A 19989-nucleotide genomic window follows, 5' to 3' on the forward strand; every position below is an offset into this window, starting at 1 on the left:
CGGCGGCAGAATGGCGCGTATGCCGAAGCCGATAGAGACGCCCGTACCCACCCGCGCCGAGCTCGTCGACCATCTGGTCCGCACCCGGATCGCGGGGCAGGTCGCGACGCCGCGCGAGAACAACCTCTCCCACTACCGCAAGCTCGCCAACGGCGACCGGCACTACTGGCTCGGCCTTGAACTCGGCGACCGCTGGACCGACGAGCAGGACGTCCTCGCCGTGATGGCCGAGCGCTGCGGCGTCGTGGACGACCCGGCGTTCCGTTTCGGCCAGGACACCATCGACCCGGAGCTGACCGTGGCCGGCCTGGACCGGCTGGCGGCCCGCCTGCGCAAGGCGGCGGCCGACCGGCAGAGCGTCCTGCTGGCCACCGGCCACCCGGGCGGCCTGCTGGACGTCCACCGCGCGACGGCGGCGGCCCTGCGGGCGGCCGGCTGCGAGATCGTCGTCATCCCGTCCGGCCTGACGGCCGACGAGGGCTCGGTGTGGCAGTTCGCGGACGTCGCCGTACTGGAACGCGGCGCGACCCTGTGGCACACCCATTCGCCGGAGCCGATGGCGGCGATCCTGGACGGCCTGACGGCCGCGGGCCGCCCGCAGCCGGACCTGGTCGTGGCCGACCACGGCTGGGCGGGCTGCGCGGCCCAGCGCGGCCTGGACGCGGTCGGCTACGCCGACTGCAACGACCCGGCCCTCTTCATCGGCGAGGCCGAGGGCACCCTCCAGGTGACGATCCCCCTGGACGACCACGTCCGCGACCCGCGCTACTACGACCCGATGGTGGCGTACCTGCTGCACGCGGCGGGCCTGCACTGACGGCACCGGCCCGGCGGAGACAGTGAGAAGCCCCGGCGGTATTCACGCCGGGGCTTCTCACTGTCATCCCAATGCCGGCAGGCGACAAGTCGTCGCCACGGTGCAGGGGTCCGGTTCGATCTGGGCGAAAGTTGGATCCTTGTCGCGCCGGGACCGTCCCTAGGAAGATCCCTTCGGGGTGAGGGCGGCTGAACCTCCCGGGAAGCGCCTACGGACTGTCCAACTTCCCTCTGCAGGCTTCCGACCCAAGAGTCGAGCCCCAGTCGATGTCTTTCGACTGGGGCCCTCTCTGATTCCAATATCTATTTGTGCACCCTCAGATGCTGGAGTTAGTTCTCATTTCTGATGCCCCAGTTCAGCCCGGCCGTCGTGATGTCAAGACGACTTGCAGGTCGAGATTCCCAGCTGACCTGGTCGGTCCAGAATTGATCATCGACTCCTTCGGCCGAGAAGGTTGCAAACCCGGACATGCATTCGTCGCACTCCAGGTAGATTCGATCGATGTCTGTACGCATCATGAAAATGAGGAGGCCGTTATTGCAGGTCGTGCACCCCAGCCAGGACTCGATTGGAGTGTCATCCTGCGGATGGGTATCCTGTGATGAGTTTATTTTTATCCCTCACTAGAATTTCAATATGAGTGTACGACTGACCAACGCCCTGGGCGAGTTTCCCGCTCTCGTAGCCGACTATTCGACCCATTGGGATGCGGTACATGTCCGCACCATTTTTACCGCCGCCGGGAACTGGCTTTAGGCCTAGCTTCTCTTTGACGGCCCATGCTTCATTCAGCATGGAATATGCATCGCCCGTCGATCCGGTATTCTCATCCCAGAATACGCCGTGGCTTTCCCTGTCTGGCGCGTCCACTTCGTGACGACGGACATGCTCGGGGCGTGTCTGCCCATTTTTGCTGACAATTGACCAATCCAGGCAGGTATTGTGGACGAGGAGAGGTGTCTCGCCCGCCATCACATAGTACGTATGGATGTCTGCTACGGAGAAGTTGTAGGTCTTGACGTGGTCGCTGAATGCGCGGTTGTTCGTGACAATCGCAGTAGTGCCGCTCGCGGTTGCCAGTGTCATGCCGGGACGGAGATCAGCGGCCTCCACCCAGGACTTTTCGGAGGGTGACCAGAAGGGGTGTTCGTGTGTCGCCGTTATCTCGTCGATTCCGGCAGGCGTGGCAATCGAAAGTGTGTTGAGATCGCGAACGCCCTCCGTCCGGATGAGTTTTTCAACCCGCTTTGCTGCTGATTCGCCCGTGATTGGGTCGGTAGCAAGAACCAGGTCGCCGACTTGGATTTCCTCGATCTTCTTCTGGGAGCCGTCCGCCATCAGGACAAGCGTTCCGGCAAGGAAGCACTGACCCCCCTTCATTTTGCCCAGCCTCAGGAGCTTCGGTCCTGGAATCAGAGCCAGAGCGAGGCCGGCGACTTGAGCCTCAGTTGATTCGAGATCGAGTCCCTGCTCTGTGGCCCAGGAGTCGAACGCGTCCGACTCCAGGTTGCATTCCGGTGAGGTGTTGAGGAAGCAGTGAGGGTCTGTCGTCATTTCGGCGGCATTTTCGGCCGCGTGAATGGATGCGCTGACAAATCCCGCAACTGCGTTAGCGGCCCCTGCGCCATCCATGTTCTTCGGGGGACAGAAGCGCACGCCGACGCAACGGTTGCCATCACCCTTGGGTCCCTTGGATCCCTTGGGTGCCTTGGGAGGGGCGCTGCAGTCCGTCCAGCACCGGTCTTTGTAGTACCTGTTGTGGTGTTTGGTCGCGGCCTGGACGACGCTCTGGGGGGAGGACTGGAAGCCGCGGTCCTCGTTTCCGCCTTCGAAGTACTTGAGGCCGTCGGGGTCGGAGTAGGTGAAGGGGTTGTTCGCGGCGTAGGTGTAGCCGTGGAGTTGCTGCGAGTCCTTCAGATCCATGATCGGGTCCACCGAGATGAAGCGGCCGATCAGGGGGTCGTATTCGCGGGCTCCGATGTGGGTCAGGCCGCTGTCGTTGTCCTTTGTTCCTCCGACGAAGGTTTTTTCGCCGGTCCACGTCGTCGGCTGGGTGCCACGGGCTTCGCCGAACAGGCCCGTCTTGCGACGGGTGACCGTCTGGGTTGCGTCGGCGGTCACCTGAGTGCTGCCGGTGTTGTGGTGGTCGTTGAGGGTGAAGGCGAGTTTGCCGCCCGTGCGCACGGCGACGTCGCCGTAGTAGCGGGTGCCGGTGACCGTGCCGGACTTGTCGAGCATCAGCTCGTTGCCGTTCGGCAGGTACAGAGTGGTGGCGTCCTTCTCCTTGCGCAGGATTCGGTTGCCGGCTGTGTCGTAGATGAACCCGTCGGTGGTCAGGCCCTGGGCAAGGGACTTGAGGCGCCCCTCCGCGTCCCAGTCGAGGTACTGGGTCTCACCCGTGCCGCTCTTGCGGGTCTTGGTGTTGCCTGTCGCGTCGTACGTGAAGGTCTCGTCGTGCGGGTCGGTGCCAGTCTGGGTGACCTTCGGGAGGTCGTGCTTTCCGGGCGTCGGGGGCGCGTACGTGCGTACGGTGTCCGCCGCCGGGCCCGAGGCGGCCTTGTGCTTGGTCTCCGTCTTGCGGTTGCCGACGGCGTCGTAGGTGTACGTGGTCCAGTACGGGTCCTCGCCGCCGATGACGGCAGCAGAAGGCGCGGCCGCGCAGGTCTCGCCCTTGTTCGTCCACGCCTCGGTGATGCGGCGCAGGGAGTCGAGGTTGACGCACTGGGTGTCCGTGGTCCGGGCGGCGTCCTGGCCGTAGGCCGAGGCGATCGCCGTCAGGTTGCCGACGGGGTCGTTGGTGTACCGGGTGTCCTCGAGCCGCGTCGGTGCCACATCGCGGTCGATGACCGCGCGCACGAGTGCGCCGGTGTGGCCGTCGTACTCGTTGGAACGGTAGAGGCGCTGGTCGGACGCACCCAGTTCCTGCGTGATGGTGCGGCCGTAGTGGTCGTGGGTAGTGGCGTTGATCAGGCGGTTGTTGCCCGCTGCCGTACTCCTGAGCAGACCGGACACCGACTTGTAGGTGTATCCCATGGTCTCGGCCGGCAGGCCGCCCATGGCGGGCTGCCGGGTTGAGAGGACCTGGCCGGTGATGTTGTAGACGTTCGTCCACGCGTAGGTGCCGGCCAGCGCGCCGGTGTCGGGTGTGGACGGGACGATGAACTGGCTGTCGAGCGGCTGGTACAGGTCGTTGTAGGACAGAACCTGTGAGGTGTAGGCCTTGCCGTCCACGTGGCGGGTCGACTGCGAGAGCTGCCCCTTGGCCACGGTGTCATAGACGGTCGAGGTCAGGGTGGTCGCACCCTGCTTGGTGGCGACGACGCGGCCCAGGTCGTCGTAGTCGGTGTGCAGGGTGATGCCGCGGGCGTCGGTGATGTCGGTGACGCGGTCACCCGTGTCGTACACGGTCTTGGTGAGGCCCCTGTCCGGGTCGTTCACCTCGACCTGACGTCCGCGGACGTCGTACGTGTAGGTCCACTTGGCGTTGGCCGGGTCGGTTACCTGGGCCAGCTGGCCGAGCTTGTTGTACGTGTACTGGGTCGACTGTGAGGTGGTTCGGGCCGGGTCGGTGTACTGCTTGACCTCGACCGTGCGCCCCAGCGCGTCGACGGCTGTGGTGGTCGTGGTGCCGCCCTGCGGTGGGACGACCGTGGTCGTGTCGCCCGTGTAGCTGGTCGTCGTGCGCTTGGTCTCGACGCCGTTCTTCTTGGCGATCACCGCCGTGGGGCGGCCGGCGCCGTCGAAGAGGGTGTCCGCGGAGGAGGGGTAGGTGAGTTCCTGTCCGGTGACCAGGTCGGGCGAGGGGGCGCCGTCGGCGTAGTACGTGCCGGAGGTGCGCCAGGCCAGGCCGCGCGTGTCGTAGAAGATCTCGGTGACCAGTCGTCCGGCGAGGTCGGGCGACTGGGTCTGGGTCTGCCGCTCGCGCAGCAGACCGTCCTGGATGGAGTGGACGACCGAATACTTCTTGTCGTGCGTGAGCGTCTTGGACGTGACGACGTTGGGGCCGCTGTTGCGGACGGTGTACTCGAAGATGCGACTCGGCTGGTTGGGGTTCGCCTCTTCCGTCCAGTTGGGTGCCCACACCTTCGTGACCCGGCCGAGGGCGTCGTACGCCGACGTGGTGACCTTGCCGTTGGGGTCGGTGGCCTTGGTGGGCTGGCCGCGCAGCGGGTCGAGCCGGCTGGTGACGGTGTGTCCCAGCGGGTTCGTCGCCGTCATCGTGGTCGGGACCTCACCCGTCGTGGGCGTGTATGCGGTGGTGGTCACCTTCCCGTAGGTGTCGGCGGCGGCCAGGGGCCGGCCGTAGAGGTCGTAGCAGAGCTCGTTGCCGGCAGCGCCGCAGGTCGACGGGATGGTCGACGCGATGTCGTAGCCGTCTCCCTTGCCGTTGATCCTCTCGGTCTTCGTCACCAGGCCCCGGCCGGAGACGGAGCCGAGCGCGCTGTTGTCGTAGTACGTACGGGTGTCGCCGATGAGGTCGGCCGTCGTGGCTCCGGTCGTCCCGCACGGCAGCGCGACGGTCCTGACCTGGCTCTGTCGGTCCAGGATCCACGTCGCGGTGTTGCGTGCGTAGGTGGTCGTGGTGCAGGACTCGTCACCGGTCTTGGCGGTGTCGCCCGTGCTCGACTCCCACTCGACCATGCCGTAGCCGTCGAACTGACGACTCCTCTCGGTCGTCCGGGTGCCGCCGGTGACGGTCGTACGGCTGGACTCCTTCTGGACGTTCGTTTTATAGGAGACGAGGTCTGGCAGACCAGGACGCAGCCGCTTGGCTACCGCGTCTGAACGCCACGGAGTGCTCGACGTCGCGCCCACGAGCTTCGCGGTGTCATCGCCCTCGTAGGTGGCCGTCTCACGGACCATGCCCGCGAACTCGGGACGGTCGGTGACCGCAGCTCCCGTACCGTCCTTGACTTCCTTGCCGTCGAGGCCGCGGAAGTAGCGGGTCTCCGACAGCGTCTTCGGGTCACTGGCGGCACCGGTACGGGTCTGGACGAGTCCATAGCCTCGCGCAATGGAGTGGACGCGGTCCTCGGACTTGGTGAACTCGCTGGTGTCCTTGTCCCAGGCCGCTCCGCCGACATAGGCGTAGGAGGTCACCTTGTCGGGTGTCGAAGCGAGGTTGTCACCCTCCACGATCTGGTTGACGACGTAGGTGTTGAACCAGTCGAGCTTGGAGGTGTCACCCTCCCAGGCCCACTTCACCGGGAAGCAGCGGGTGGTGTTGGTCCCGTCCGAGGCCGGGAGCGTGGTGGGGGTGCAGTCCTGCTGCGAGTAGGTGACGCCGATGGTGCCACCGGTCTCGGTGTTCACCTGGGACATCCGCAGCCGGACGTAGGGGGCCAGACCGTCGCCGGTCTTGTCCACCCGGTTCGGCCGCTGCTCGCCCGCGAAGGTGACGGGGTCGAGCCGGATGTCGTCCGCGGCACCCGCCTTGGCGGTGCGGGTGATGGACTTCAGCCACATCGGGGTGGAGATGCCGTCACCGGCCGGCGGGAAGTTCTGGTCCAGGGTCCAGGAGTCGACGTCCTGGTAGGCGCCACCGGTGAGGAGCTTGGTGTGGATCGCGGTGAGGCGCATCCGTGACCAGAACGTCGGCGAGTACTGCCCCTTGCACTCCGTCGAGCCGTCCTTGCAGAACAGGTCGTAGGGGGAGTCGGGCCAGTTCTTGGCGTTGGCCTCGTCGAAGGTGCCGCAGTTGGTGAGGCAGCGCTCGCTGACGCCGAACTGCACCTGCGCCATCGCCTTGCCGCTGTAGACGGCGTCGGAGCGCAGGCCGTAGTCGATGCGGTCCAGCCAGCCGCCCCGGATGTACGGGGTGACCGTGGCCTTGCCGGTGGTCATGGAGACGTTGCGACCGTAGTTGTTGGTCTCGGTCTTCCAGTAGTACGCCATCGCGTCACCCCCGGGGGTGACCACGTAGTCGAGCTGCCAGCGCCAGGCCTGCTTGCACCAGGCGCTCGCGAACGAGGCGTTGTAGCAGGGCTCACCCGCCTGGTTGCCGAAGACGGGCGCGGTCCAGGCCGAGTTCGTCGTCGGCGTGGAGGCGTCCTTCCAGCCCGGGAGACGGTTCAGACCGAAGAAGTACTGCGTGCCGTCGGTCGTGGTGATCTTCCAGTGCTCACCGTCGTTGTCGCCGTTGACGGCGCCGGTGAGCTTCTCGACCTTCTCGCCCGAGTCGGAGGCCGGGTGCCAGCCCTTGCCCTGCTCGTAGACGAGCTCGGTCGACTTGCCGCCCAGCGACAGCGTGGCGTTGTCGTTGAACCAGCACTGGTCGCCGACCTTGGCGGTGTTGGTGCCACCGGTCTTGTCGTCGTTGCAGGGCTTGTATCTGCGCTCGATGAAGCCGGGCTCCCAGGACCAGCCGTCACCGATCCACGAACCCTGGCTGTTGGACATGCCCGTACGGCCGTCCACGGACTGGGAGTTGTAGTTCAGCGAGATCTGCGGACCCAGACCACCGGGCACTCCCGGCGTCGTGACGGGGTAGGACCAGGAGAAGGCACCCGTCGAGCCGCCCGCGCTCCACGAGCCCGACGGCTGGAGCGAGGTCGCCTTGTAGTCACCCGTCGAGCCGGCGTCCCCGGCCGTCGCGGCCAACACGGTCGCGCCGCCCGAGGCCGCTGCCTTCGCCGCCGGAGCCCCCGCGGACTTGCCGGACCCGGCCGTGGCCGCGCCCACCGCGTCGACCTGCGCGGACAGCTTGCCCGTGCGCGTGTCGTTCTGCGTCCGCAGCGGCGTCTGAGTACGGCACTCCGCCCGGTCGGGGGTTGTCAGCGCACACGCCGGAAGCTCCACCAGGCGCAGCCGAGAGGCGTAGTCGCCGCCGTAGGCACCCCGGAAGGAGTTGTAGTCCACCTCCACCGTGGCGGACGAGGGCTGCGCGCCGCCGTCCGAGCGGCCGACCGAGAGCAGGACGCCGTCGACGCCCGCCTTGCGTGCCGCGTCCTTCCCGACGACGGAGACCTTGACCTTCGACGGCGCTTCGGCCGCCTTCCCCGGCGCGACATGGACCGCGACCGGGAGCTTGCCCGCTTGCTGCGAGCCCGAGCCGAGGACCGGCCCCTGGGCGGCCCCCGACAGGAAGGACTTCGAGACCGGACCGGGAGCGGCAGCCAGGGCCACCTCGGCGGAACCGGCCGCCGGCCAGGAGACCTTCGGCGACTTCCACGCGGTCGCACCCGCGTCGTCGGCCTTCTTCGCTCCGCCCGTGCGCACCGGCTTGACCGGTACGGCCTTCGGCTGCTTGACCTCGGGCAACGACGGCTTGGATTTGCTGTCGGCTACGGCAACCGCGCCGGGCAGCAGGCCGGAGAGGACGGCTGCGGCCAATGCCACGGAAAGCCCTCTCTTACGAGATTTTCTCACACCCCACCCCATGCTTCAGGAAATATTTACCGGCGCAGGCTAACAGTCGGAATTCCCTCGGGCCCGCCGGTTCGGCGATGGTGCTAATTCGACCCCGAACGCGCTTGTTACCGCAAAGTAGACCTTGCGGTAACAATCGGGCAGCTTTCCTGAAGGCGCCATCAAAAGCGCAGTTCAAGAGGGGTGGGTGTCGGTGGAGCCGAGTAGAGTCTCCCGGGGAAATCGGACAGATGGAGTTCATGTGAGAAGAAGACAGGGCCTTCCCGGCGTGCCGGGGAGGCGGGGGATTTCCAGGGCCATTTCACTGGCCCTGATAACCGGAATTGCGGCTACCGGTTTGTCGGTGGTGCACCCGCCGGCGACTGCGGCCGCCGCCGTGGATCCGGTGGCCGAGGGGTCCATGACCCCGGAGGATTTCGCGCTTGCCAAGGCGAAGGAGACCGGACAGCCCTACGAGCTGACCTCGGCCCGCACCGAGAACTCGGACACCTGGGCGCTGCCGACGGGCAAGTGGTCGACCAAGCGGCACGGTACGACCGTGCGCGTGCGCCAGGACGGCATCTGGGTGCCCACCGACCCGACGCTGCAGTTCGCGGCGGACGGGAAGGTCAAGCCCAAGGCCTCGGCGGTCGCGATCGCCTTCTCCGGCGGCGGCACCGGCCCACTGCTGACCGGTGTGAAGAACGGCCGGACCCTGTCGTTCACCTGGCCGCAGTCGCTGCCCAAGCCGACGCTCTCCGGGAACGTGGCCACGTACGCCAACGTGCTCCCGGACGTGGACCTTCAGCTGAAGGCCGAGGTCGAGGGCTTCTCCCAGCTGCTGGTGGTCAAGACCCCCGCGGCCGCGCAGCACCCCGACCTCGCGACGCTTCGGTTCAAGCTGGACACGGTGGGCCTGAACGTCACCAAGGACGCCACGACCGGCCTGCTGACCGCGGCCAACCCGGCTGGTGAGATCGTGTTCACCTCGCCGAATCCCGTGATGTGGGACTCGACCACGACGGGCGTCGCCGCCCCCCAGTCGCCCGCGCGTGCGGCGGCCGTGGCAAGCGCCGATTCGGGGACGAATCCCGCTCCCGCGGACGCCTTCGTGACGCCGTCCGGCGCCAAGAGTGCCCAGATGCCCACCGCGATCACGGGCGGCAATCTGGAGATCAAGCCCGACCAGACCCTCCTGAAGGGTGCCACGACCAAGTACCCCGTCTACATCGATCCGTCGGTGGCGTGGGGCGCGCGGCAGAACTGGGCCTGGGCCTACCGCACCTGGGAGAACAACTCCTACTGGAACACCAAGGAGGACGTGCGGGTCGGCTACGAGTCCCAGACGAACGGGCTGTCGCGGTCCTTCTTCCAGCTGGACACCTCTGCCGTCAAGGGCGTCAAGGTGTCCAAGGCGACGTTCCGGATCAAGGAAACCTGGTCCTGGTCCTGCGTGTCCAAGCCTGTCGAACTGTGGACGACCAGCGCCATCTCGCCGAAGACCACGTGGAAGAACCAGCCCGACCGGCGGAGCAGGCTCGACACCGTCAGCGCGGCCAAGGGCAGGCCCGAGTGCGAGGCCGGCAACCTGGAGTTCAACGCCACCGCCGGCGTGCAGGAAGCGGCGTCCAACGGCTGGTCCAGCATGACGGTGGGGCTGTACGCCTCCAACGAGGGCGACGAGTACCACTGGAAGCGGTTCGATCCCAAGACCGTCACGCTGGAGATCGAGTACAACAACCCGCCCAACACGCCTTCCGACCTGGGTACAGCCCCCTGGGTTCCGTGCGAGCAGGGTGGCTCGATCGGCAACACCGCGATCAGGCTCTACGCGACGTCCTCCGATCGTGACGCGGGAGAGCTGAGCACGGAGTTCCAGCTCTTCAAGGAGGGACAGAGCAGTCCCACGCTCACCCAGAACCTCCCTTCCAGCAACGGCAAGTTCGTCACGTGGAGCGTCCCGGACGCCTCCCTGCCCGACGGTACCTACACCTGGCGGGCTCGGACGACCGACGGCGACGGTGCCCAGTCGGGCTGGTCGAAGACCTGCAAGTTCACCGTGGACCGGGCGCGGCCCGCGGGCGTACCGAAGGTCAGCTCCACCGTCTTCCCCGACGGCACGAACGGGTGGCCGGCGGGTACCGGCAGGGCGCGCACCACGGGCGAGTTCACCCTCTCTGCCAACGGTGACAAGGACGTCGTCTGGTACGGCTACTACACCGACTGGGACCCGGAGGTGAAGAGCGCCTCCGTCGAGGCGGGCACGGCGTTCACCGCGAAGCTCACCCCGCCCGGCGCCGGCCCCCACTTCGTCTACGCCTTCACCCAGGATGCCGCCGGCAACCGCTCGGACACCGCGGTGTACCGCTTCTACGCAGCCCGCGCGGCGGCCAAGGACGGGCCCCACGACGTCAACGGCGATGGCAACCGTGACATCTGGAGCAATGACCTCTTCGGAAGCCTCCTGACCTACACCGGGCAGGGCAACACCAAGTTCTCCGCCATGATCAGCTCCCCCGAGGCCTTCACCGACGCCCAGGTCGCCCATCTGGGCGACTGGAACGACGACGGCTACAACGACATGCTGGCCCTCAGGCGCGAGGCTGCGGGTGCAGACAAGACCCTCACCATCTACAACAACAACGGGCAGGGCACCGTCCTCGACCCCGTCGAGATGTTCGTTGCGCGGCCCGCTGAGAATCACTGGTCCAACGCCGAACAGATCGTCGCCCCCGGCGACCTCGACAAGAACGGCGTACCCGACATCCTCGTCAAGCAGGGTGACAAGCTCTACGCCTACTTCAACACCCTCGCCGGTCAGTTGGACGAGACCCAGCCCGTTCTCATCGGCGGCACGGACTGGAGCAAGTACACGGTCATCACCGTCGGTGACCTCAACAAGGACACCGTTCCCGACCTCCTGCTGCGTGACAACGCTACCGGCGACGTCCTGCGCACCCACGGGAAGAAGAGCCAGGACCCGAACCTGACCGTCGACCTGGCCACCTGGGGCACCCTGACGCCCGCCAAGGTGCACTCCGGCCTCCCGCTGGGGAGCTACCCGCAGATCGGCTCGTCCGGTGACCTGAACGGTGACGGGGTCGTCGACCTGTGGGCCCGCCAGGCGGACAACACCATGGTCGGCTGGCCCGGCAAGCTCAGCGGCGACGGTGCCACCGTCGGCTCCTTCGGCGCGCAGTTCCAGATCGACGGGGTCCCGGGCGCCCGGATCCCCGCCGGCACCACCCTCGCCTCGGGCCAGGAGTACTCGAGCGGCAACGCCAAGCTGCTGATGAAGTCCGACGGCAACCTGGTCCTCCTCAGCAAGACCGGCAAGCAGCTCTGGGCCACCGGTACCGCAGGGAAGCCGGGGGCCACGGCCCGGATGCAGAGCGACGGCAGCTTCGTCGTCCTCAGCGCCGACGCGAAGACCACCCTGTGGACCAGCGGGACCAAGACCCCGGGCTCGTACGCGATGCTCCAGCCACGCGGCGTGCTCGTCGTCTACACCGCCAACGGGCAGAGCCTGTGGACCAGCGGCACCCAGAGCCGGCCCGACTACAACGCCGACGGCTACACCGACGTGGTGGCGCGTGACGCCAACGGGCACCTCTGGATCTACCCGGGCACCGGCGGTTCCGGAACCAGCACGCTGGGCCCGCGGTACTTCGCCGGCAACGGCTGGTGGCGCGACCACTGGACGAACGTGTACTCCGCCGACCTCAACAACGACGGGTACACCGACATCATCGGCCGCGACCGGTTCGGCGACCTGTACCTGTACCCGGGCACGGGCAGGTCGGGCACCGAGACGGTGGGCAACCCGGTCCTGATCGGCACGGGCTGGAACACCTACGCCGACCTGGTCTTCGGAGACATGAACGGTGACGGCCGCACCGACCTCGTCGCCCGTGGCGCCGACGGCAACCTGTGGATCTACCCTCACAAGGGCGGCACCGGAACCGGAATGCTCGACAAGCGGTCCTTCCTCGGCAACGGCTGGTGGCCCGACGACTGGCGCGTGCTCCGGCTCGCCGACATGAACGACGACCAGAAGATCGACATCGTCGCGCAGCGCAAGACCGGCCAGCTCTACCTCTACGCCAACGCCGGGACCGGCACCGGAGGCTCCGTGAACTTCGCCAGCCCGAGCGTCATCGGCGAGGGCTGGTGGATCGAAGAATCGACCCCCTTCGTCAGTGACCTCAACGGTGACGGCAAGCCGGAGCAGGTCAACGTGACCCGCACCGGGGACTTCTTCGACTACCTTCCCGAGGGCCGAACCCTGCTCGGCGTGGGCTGGGTCGGATACGACACAGTCCTCTGATCGCTGTGAACACGTGAAAGGGTGAGATCCCGGAGGGATCTCACCCTTTCATCGTTTCCAGCCCGACCCGTCAGGCGCGGACGGCGGCCTTGTCCCGTTCGTCCGCCTCGATGGCCGGGTCCTGCAGCGCCGGATCCCGCACCGCCGGGGACTGCCCCGCGTTCCCCGGCCGCCCGGCTCCGCCTCGGCGGTCGCCCAGGTCCTTCAGGCGCATCGCGGGCTTCTCCACGCAGTGCCAGGAGAACACCGCCAGCAGCACCGTCACCGCCAGGCTCAGACCCAGGTAGGGCAGCAGGCCCCAGCGGGCGAAGCCCAGAATGACCAGCGCCTGTTCGACCACGAAGCCGTAGATGTAGATGCCGTACGAATAGTCGTTGCGCGCGCCGACCCGGCGGAAGGGTGCCGGGAGGCGGATCGCCAGCCACACCAGGACGTAGGCGAAGGCCGGCAGGCCCACGGCGAAGAGGTACCCGTAGTGCGCGCTGAGCACGAGCACGAGCAGGGAGGCCCAGCCGAGCAGGTCGCTGACGGGTATCCGCTCGCGGTACGACTCGATGACCGCTCCGAGGGCGAAGGCGAATCCGAGGTAGATGACGAGGACCGGATTCGTGAAGCCCAGTACGGGAATGTCGACTGGGTGGAAGTAGACGGCGTCGAAGGCCCCCGCCCAGAAGCGGTCGCCGACGGCCTGCCTGATGACGAGCCAGCCCAAGAGGCCGGCGATCAGCAGCACGGCGCGCCGGGCACGTGCGAGAACACCCGTCAGGGCCAGCAGTGCTACGCCCGCGTAGCAGAGGACCTCGTAGTACAGCGACCACAGGGCCCCGTCGATGCTCCGGTCGTGTGCGACGCCCTTGGCCACGGCGTCGGACATCACGTTCGCGACGTCGTTCTGGTTGAGCTGGATCGCGCCGTTGGAGCGCAGGTACTCCACCGGCCCCCAGGCGTGCCCCCAGAATCCGTCCAGCGTCCCGTGGAGTTTCCCGTACAGGACCGGGGCGGCGGCGAATGCCGTCAGGAACAGGCAAACCCACAGTCCGGGCAACAGGCGTAGTGCCCGGTGCCACAGGAATCTCCCCAGTCCCAGGCGTACCCCGCTGCGCGTGACGAGGATTCCCGAGAGGATGAAGAACCCGTAGACCGACCACTTTCCGAGGTCGGCCTGGCCTTGGGTGAATGAGTGGCCGAATTCGGTCTTCCCGAAGCCCAACACGCGCGAGTGGGAGACGACGACGGCCGTCGCCAGAATCAGTCGGATAAAGCCCAGGCTGTTGTTCCGGCCGGTCAGCAGCTCGGCAACGGTGCCGTGGGACCACCGCCCCGACCGCCGAGAAGTGCGGTTGTCCACGTGGTGCTCGTCCCCGAGATCAATAGGCAAGGCTGACAGGACGGAGCACTCCACACCCATCAGAACAGCAAGAGTGTACGGTTGAACAACCGTGCGTAGCAAACCATTCAGGCGGCGTGGAACGGTCCCGGGACATGGTGCTTGTGGTCCCGGGACCCGAGTCCGCAATCTCCGGCCTCTGTGTCAGGACAGCTCGTATACCGCCATCCGGCCGTTGTCGTAGACCTTCGTCGCGAGATCGGCCAGAAGCGGAGACTCAGAACCCGACGGGCGGTGCACCACCACGTAGCGCACCCGGTGCTGCTCGTGGAGGCGACCGAGGATCGCGGCTGTCGGCCGGTAGACGGCGTCCTCGTTGAGCCGGAACAGTTCCTGATCCCAAAAAGGGCCGTTGTAGGCGACCGAGCCACCGGACAGCGCGATGGCCCGCGGCGCGTACGCCCAACCCTCGATCAGCACCGACCGCTCCGAGTAGGCGCTCAGCCATTGGGAGCGCGTGTTGTCGCACTGCTCCCCGGCGGGTAGCGGGCCCTCAAGTTCCCAGCAATGGCTGTTGGTGCTCAGCACGTCGGACGGTTGGCTGTGGGCGCGGATCCAGCGAGCCGCCTCCACTTGCGAGCCGGGCATGACCCAGGAGTACGACCACAGGGATTCCCGGGACTGTAGGACGTCGTGGAAGAGCCCCGGAGTACCGGTCGCGAGGGCGGCGGTCAGCAGGACGATCGCGCCGCGGCCGCGCAGCGCAGGCCACACCCGGGCACTGAGCCGCCACAAGGCCGCGCCACCGAGGGCGGCCAGGACCAGGGCGGCCGCCAGAACGAGCGCCGGCAGCAGCAGGGAGTACGTCGTGGCAGCGCCTTGCCCATCGCCGACGAGACGCATGACGTAGGCGGACCAGCGATCGGAATAGCGGTAGATCCCATAGGTGAGTGCAGCGGAATAGGCGATGACACCGCAGGAAAGCGCGATTCTGCCCCGTATGCCGAGCGCGGCTCGTTCAAAAGTCTCGCAGAAACCCCAGGCCGCGAGAACGGCGCCGAAGTTCAGGGCGGCAAGAGTGAAGTAGCTGGCGTTGTAGCTCTTGATCGTGAGATAGGCGCAGGGCCCCGCCACGGAGGCACCCAGCAGGAACCACTGCACGGGCTCCAAACGGAAGCGTCGCTTCGAGATCAGTGGGATCACGCCGAGCAGTTTCAGCTGGTGGTTGAGCAGGAAGGCAACCAGGGTGCCCACGATCACGACTGCTTGGAACGCCGGCGAGCGCAGCTGTTCCGGATCGGCCCAGTAGCTCTCTACGTTGGCGAACGGAATGATTTCGAGGCCGTAGCTCTCGAAGTTGAAGATGAAGGCCGTCGCGAAGAGCTGAGCGCCTCCGAGGATCGCGCCCAGTCCGACGACGTGCCAGGGGATCCGCCGGGTGGTGACGAGGAGAACGAAGCCGCACAGAGCCAGTCCTGCAACGGCGACGGGCAGAGTGCTCGCCTTGGCGGCGCTGGAGGCGAGGGCGAACAACGCGACGAGGACGTAGCCCCCGCGACCGAGGAGAGGGGGACCGCCCGTGCCGTCGCCGGCCGGGCTTGCCTCACCGGCTCGGCGGCTTCTGCGCAGCGCGTCGCCGACGACGCCCATCAGCGCTATGAGCAGCGGTTGGCTGTACGTCTGGGAGAGGCTGGACCAGGACATGAGCCGGACCGAGTGGGCGCCGAAGGTCCAGGTTGCCACGGGGTTGGGGTAGGCGGCGGTGAACTCGGAAACCGCGAAGACCAGCAGCGCGGCAACGGGCCCGGCCCAGGCCCGCCCGATGAGGCGATGGGCCACCACGGCCGTGATGACCGTACCGAGCGCCCCAAGCGCGGGGACCATGAGCCTGGACTCGATCACCGCCAGATCGACGTGACCGACCATGTCGGTCATCGCCATGTGGGCGAAGGTGAACCAGTGGTAGTGCAGTGGCTCACCCGCGACCTGGGGGAGGGTCAGCGGAACATTCTGCTTCGCGTTTGCGGCGAGGGAGAGCATGTACGGCATGTCGCCGAACAGCCTGCTGTCCTCCTTGTCCGGAAGGACCGGGTACAGGGAGAGAAACGTCTGATGGAAGTAGAAGCTGGTGAGCATCACCGTGCCGGATACCGACCAGGACCAGCCCAGCGAGTAGGTGGTGCTGCTGCGCGGACGCCAGTGCCGGCGGAGTTTGGGTACGGCCGCGAAGGGAACCACCACGGCCAGTGGCCACAGGACGGCAAACGACTGCGCGCCCGTCCTGACGAGGACCGCCCAGGCGGCCAGCTCCAGGACAAGGCCCGTGAGGGCACCGAAGGCGAGGTCCTCGACGAGGGAGTGCGGACGCCGGCGAAGGGCCCGGAAGGCCAACGTGCCGGGAAGGACGACACCCCAGAGCGCGTAGAAGGTGTACCGGGCGATGTCACCGGCCGGGGTGTTCGTGGCCAGCAGCAGTGCGGCCAGGAAGAAATACGCGGCGGCGGCCGGCAGCACACGCCAGAACGCATGCGGTCCGGGCCGGTCGGTTGCCGAGGACGGGGGCGAGCCTTCCCGATTCCGCACCGTCAGGTGGGTTCGTCCAGGCGTTGCGGTTGCTTTCGTTGCCATGTGTCTCGTGTCTCTTCTGCCTGCCATGCGTCGACTGCTCCTGAGGAGGGCTGCCGGGGTACCCGGACCCGAGGGGCCGAGGACCACGCCGCGCGCTCGGAGTCCGGCTACTTCCGCACTGCGACCGCTGAGTCTTCGGCCGAGTCGTAGCCGACGAAGTAGGCAGGCCGGGCCTGGACGGCCGAGTAGATCCGGCCTATGTACTCGCCGAGCAGGCCCACGCATATGAGCTGGACACCGCCGATGAACAGCATGCCGATGAACAGCGAGGACCAGCCGGGCACGGTCGAACCGAACGTGTACTGGAGTGTCGTGTAGATCGCCAGGCAGAAGCAGACCAGGAAGCTGAGCAGGCCGAGCCAGGTGGCGAGTCGCAGCGGGCTGGCGGAGAAGTTGGTGATGCTGTCGAGGGCCAGACGGACCATCTTGGACAGCGGGTAGTGCGTGCTGCCCGCAACCCGCTCCTCGCGAACGTAGGCGACCTCGCCGCTGTTGAAGCCGAGCCACGGCACGAGCAGCCGGTAGACGGGCTGGTGCTCGGGCAGGGACTTGAGCGCGTCGACGGCGGCCCGGCTGAGCAGGCGGAAGTCGCCGGCCTGGTTGGGCATGCTCTTGCCGACGAGCTTGCGCATCAACCAGTAGTAGACACCGGCCGTGCGTCGCTTGAAGAAGGTGTCCGTGCCGCGGTCGCTGCGGACGCCGTAGACGATGTCCAGGTCCTTCTCGCGGGCCATTTCGTACATCTCGACGATCTTCTCCGGGGGATCCTGGAGGTCGGCGTCGATGCTCACGACGTACTCGCCGCGGGCCCGGTGGATGCCGGCGGTCAGCGCGGCCTGATGCCCCGAGTTGCGGGCGAAACGGACCGTGCGCAGCTCGGGCCAGTCCTGGCGGGTCTTCTGCATGATCATCGGAGTGGCGTCGGTGCTGCCGTCGTCGACACCGACGACCTCGTAGTCGATCCCCATGCCGTCGAGGATCGGGCGCAGGCGCGCCACGGTCAGAGGCAGAGCCTCCTGCTCGTTGTAGATGGGGATCACGACGGACAGCGCGGGCGCCGACCAGCCGGCCGCCTCGTGCGCCGGAGGTGCTGCATGCTGCATGGAGGGCTTGCCTTCATTCTCCGAGTGCCAAGACCGTCGGCGGATGCCTGACGATCGCAGTCCCACCCCACGGGCACGGGGCAGAAGACGGGGTCCAGCAGGAATGGGGGCCTTGCCCTCGGCGACCGACTCCGACAGAGGCAGCCGCGGCTCCGGCCGCAAGGCCCGCCCTTCTCAGAGGCGCCGTCTACCTGCACCCCTCGGTTACATGGCAACTCAAGAGACCGGCTCCACCGCCCCCAAGGGGACCCAGACATCGCGGCAATCATACATTCGCACGATTGTGTTCGATGCTTTGGTCGTGGCCGGCCGACCCGTCCTGCAGTCGGCCCTGCCCTCGGCGGCGAACCCGTGGACCGACCCCGGTCCGCCGCGCCGTCAGGTCCGCGGGACGCGGACCACGCCCTCCTGGATGACCGTGATCGCCAGGCGGCCGTCCTGGGTGTAGATGCGGGCCTGGCCCAGGCCGCGGCCGCCGTGGGCCGAGGGGGACTCCTGGTCGTACAGCAGCCATTCGTCCGCGCGGAAGGGCCGGTGGAACCACATTGCGTGGTCCAGCGAGGCGCCGACCACGTCGCCCACCGCCCAGCCGCCGCGCCCGTGCGCGAGCAGGACCGCGTCGAGCAGGGTCATGTCGGAGACGTAGGTGGCCAGGCAGGTGTGCAGCAGCGGGTCGTCGGCCAGCTTGCCCTGCGTGCGGAACCAGACCTGCGAGCGCGGTTCCAGCGGTTCGCCGACGGTGCCCCAGGGCGGGGTGGTCGCGTACCGCAGGTCCACCGCGCCGCGCGCCTCCAGCAGCCGCTCGACGGTGCCCGGGTCGCGGAAGGTCTCGCGGTACCGCGGCAGCGCCTCGGCGGCCGTCGGCAGGGACTCGGGGTCCGGTGCGGACGGCATCGGGACCTGGTGCTCCAGCCCTTCCTCGTACGTCTGGAAGGACGCGGAGAGGTGGAAGATCGGCTGCCCGTGCTGGACGGCGACCACGCGCCGGGTGGTGAAGGACCGCCCGTCGCGGATCCGGTCCACGGAGTAGACGATCGGGGCGCCGGAGTCGCCGGTGCGCAGGAAATAGGAGTGCAGCGAGTGCGGCAGACGGTCCGCGGGCACCGTGCGCCCGGCCGCGACCAGGGCCTGTGCGGCCACCTGGCCGCCGAACACGCGCGGCACCAGGGAGGTACGGCTGGTGCCGCGGAAGATGTTCTCCTCGATCTGCTCCAGGTCGAGCAGATCGAGGAGATCCGTCAGTGCCTCGTTCAAGGGGACTTACAGACCCATCGACTTGGCGATGATCGACTTCATGATCTCGCTGGTGCCGCCGTAGATGCGGTTGACGCGGTTGTCGGCGTACAGGCGGGCGATCGGGTACTCGTTCATGTAGCCGTAGCCGCCGTGCAGCTGGAGGCAGCGGTCGATGACGCGGTGCGCGACCTCGGTGCAGAACAGCTTCGCGGAGGCGGCCTCGGCCGGGGTCAGCTCGCCGGCGTCCAGGGCCTCCAGGGCACGGTCTGCGACGGCCTGGGCTGCGTCCACCTCGGCCTGGCAGGCGGCCAGTTCGAACTTGGTGTTCTGGAAGTGCGCGACGGGCTTGCCGAAGACGGTGCGCTCCGTGACGTAACTCTGGGCGAACCGGACGGCCGCGGCGGCCTGGGCGTACGCACCGAAGGCGATGCCCCAGCGCTCGGAGGCGAGGTTGTGGCCGAGGTAGTAGAAGCCCTTGCCCTCCTCGCCCAGCAGGTCCTCGACCGGGACCTTCACGTCGACGAAGGCCAGTTCGGCGGTGTCGGAGGTCTTCAGGCCCAGCTTGTCGAGCTTGCGGCCGATGGAGTAGCCCTCGGACTTGGTGTCCACGGCGAACAGGGAGATGCCGAAGCGGCGGTCGTCCTCGCTCGGGGCGGAGGTGCGGGCGCAGACGATCACGCGGTCGGCGTGCACGCCGCCGGTGATGAAGGTCTTGGCGCCGTTCAGGACGTAGTGGGTGCCGTCCTCGGAGAGCTTGGCGGTGGTCTTCATGCCCGCGACGTCGGAGCCGGTGCCCGGCTCGGTCATGGCCAGCGCCCACATCTCCTCGCCGGAGACGAACTTCGGCAGGAAGCGCTTCTTCTGCTCGTCGTCGGCGAGCATCTTGATGTAGGGCAGGGCGAGCAGCACGTGCACGCCGGAGCCGCCGAAGTTCACGCCCGCGCGGGAGGTCTCCTCGTAGAGGACGGCCTCGAACTTGTGGGTGTCCAGGCCGGCGCCGCCGAACTCCTCGGGCACGTTGATGCCGAAGACGCCCAGCTCGCCGAGCTTGTAGTAGAAGTCGCGCGGCGCCTGGCCGGCGGCGAACCACTCGTCGTAGACGGGGACGACCTCGGCCTCGACGAAGGCGCGGATGGTCTCGCGGAACGCCTCGTGGTCCTCGTTGAAAACGGTGCGGCGCACGGCCGGCTCCCTTCGGTCGCGG

8 protein-coding genes are annotated in these 19989 nt (G+C 67.4%); 2 read left to right on the forward strand and 6 right to left on the reverse strand.

Annotation, left to right across the window (positions count from 1 at the left end; genetic code table 11):
- The first annotated feature begins 10 nt into the window (after positions 1-10).
- Positions 11-817 carry a phosphatase gene (locus AW27_RS21490; RefSeq protein WP_063890605.1) on the forward strand — a complete coding sequence of 269 codons (807 nt, stop codon included), beginning with the start codon at positions 11-13 and terminating at the stop codon, positions 815-817.
- A 576-nt stretch (positions 818-1393) separates the two neighbouring features.
- On the opposite strand, the gene AW27_RS21495 is transcribed toward AW27_RS21490, so the two are convergent.
- On the reverse strand, positions 1394-8155 hold the full coding sequence (locus tag AW27_RS21495; RefSeq protein WP_236647694.1) for a polymorphic toxin-type HINT domain-containing protein: 6762 nt from the start codon (positions 8153-8155) through the stop codon (positions 1394-1396).
- Positions 8156-8585: 430 nt separating this feature from the next.
- Here AW27_RS21495 and AW27_RS21500 point away from each other — a divergent pair, with 430 nt between their 5' ends.
- A complete protein-coding gene (locus AW27_RS21500; protein WP_157840267.1) occupies positions 8586-12491 on the forward strand; it encodes an FG-GAP-like repeat-containing protein in 3906 nt (1301 codons plus the stop codon).
- A 70-nt stretch (positions 12492-12561) separates the two neighbouring features.
- Here the strand turns inward: AW27_RS21500 and AW27_RS21505 are convergent, their stop codons facing one another.
- The 5 genes from AW27_RS21505 to AW27_RS21525 all read right to left on the reverse strand — a co-directional run bounded on the left by AW27_RS21505 (position 12562) and on the right by AW27_RS21525 (position 19967).
- Positions 12562-13839, reverse strand: a complete 1278-nt coding sequence (locus AW27_RS21505; protein WP_052030844.1) for an acyltransferase family protein — start codon at positions 13837-13839, stop codon at positions 12562-12564.
- A 183-nt stretch (positions 13840-14022) separates the two neighbouring features.
- Positions 14023-16332, reverse strand: coding sequence for a hypothetical protein (locus tag AW27_RS21510; RefSeq protein ID WP_037923537.1), 2310 nt, complete (start codon positions 16330-16332; stop codon positions 14023-14025).
- 221 nt (positions 16333-16553) lie between these two features.
- Entirely contained in the window at positions 16554-17549 is a 996-nt protein-coding gene (locus AW27_RS21515) for a glycosyltransferase family 2 protein (protein WP_052030846.1), read from the reverse strand.
- Between the two features lie 378 nt (positions 17550-17927).
- Positions 17928-18803, reverse strand: a complete 876-nt coding sequence (gene tesB, locus AW27_RS21520; protein ID WP_037923538.1) for an acyl-CoA thioesterase II — start codon at positions 18801-18803, stop codon at positions 17928-17930.
- Positions 18804-18809: 6 nt separating this feature from the next.
- Positions 18810-19967, reverse strand: coding sequence for an acyl-CoA dehydrogenase family protein (locus AW27_RS21525; RefSeq protein WP_037923540.1), 1158 nt, complete (start codon positions 19965-19967; stop codon positions 18810-18812).
- Positions 19968-19989: the final 22 nt, after the last annotated feature.

The sequence above is a fragment of the Streptomyces sp. PCS3-D2 genome, from assembly GCF_000612545.2.
GTDB lineage: Bacteria > Actinomycetota > Actinomycetes > Streptomycetales > Streptomycetaceae > Streptomyces.

Excerpts from the sequence above, each read along its gene's own strand:
- AW27_RS21490 (WP_063890605.1), top strand. The coding sequence starts at position 11 with ATGGCGCGTATGCCGAAGCCGATAGAGACGCCCGTACCCACCCGCGCC.
- AW27_RS21500 (WP_157840267.1), top strand. The coding sequence starts at position 8,586 with ATGACCCCGGAGGATTTCGCGCTTGCCAAGGCGAAGGAGACCGGACAG.
- AW27_RS21515 (WP_052030846.1), bottom strand. The coding sequence starts at position 17,549 with ATGCAGCATGCAGCACCTCCGGCGCACGAGGCGGCCGGCTGGTCGGCG.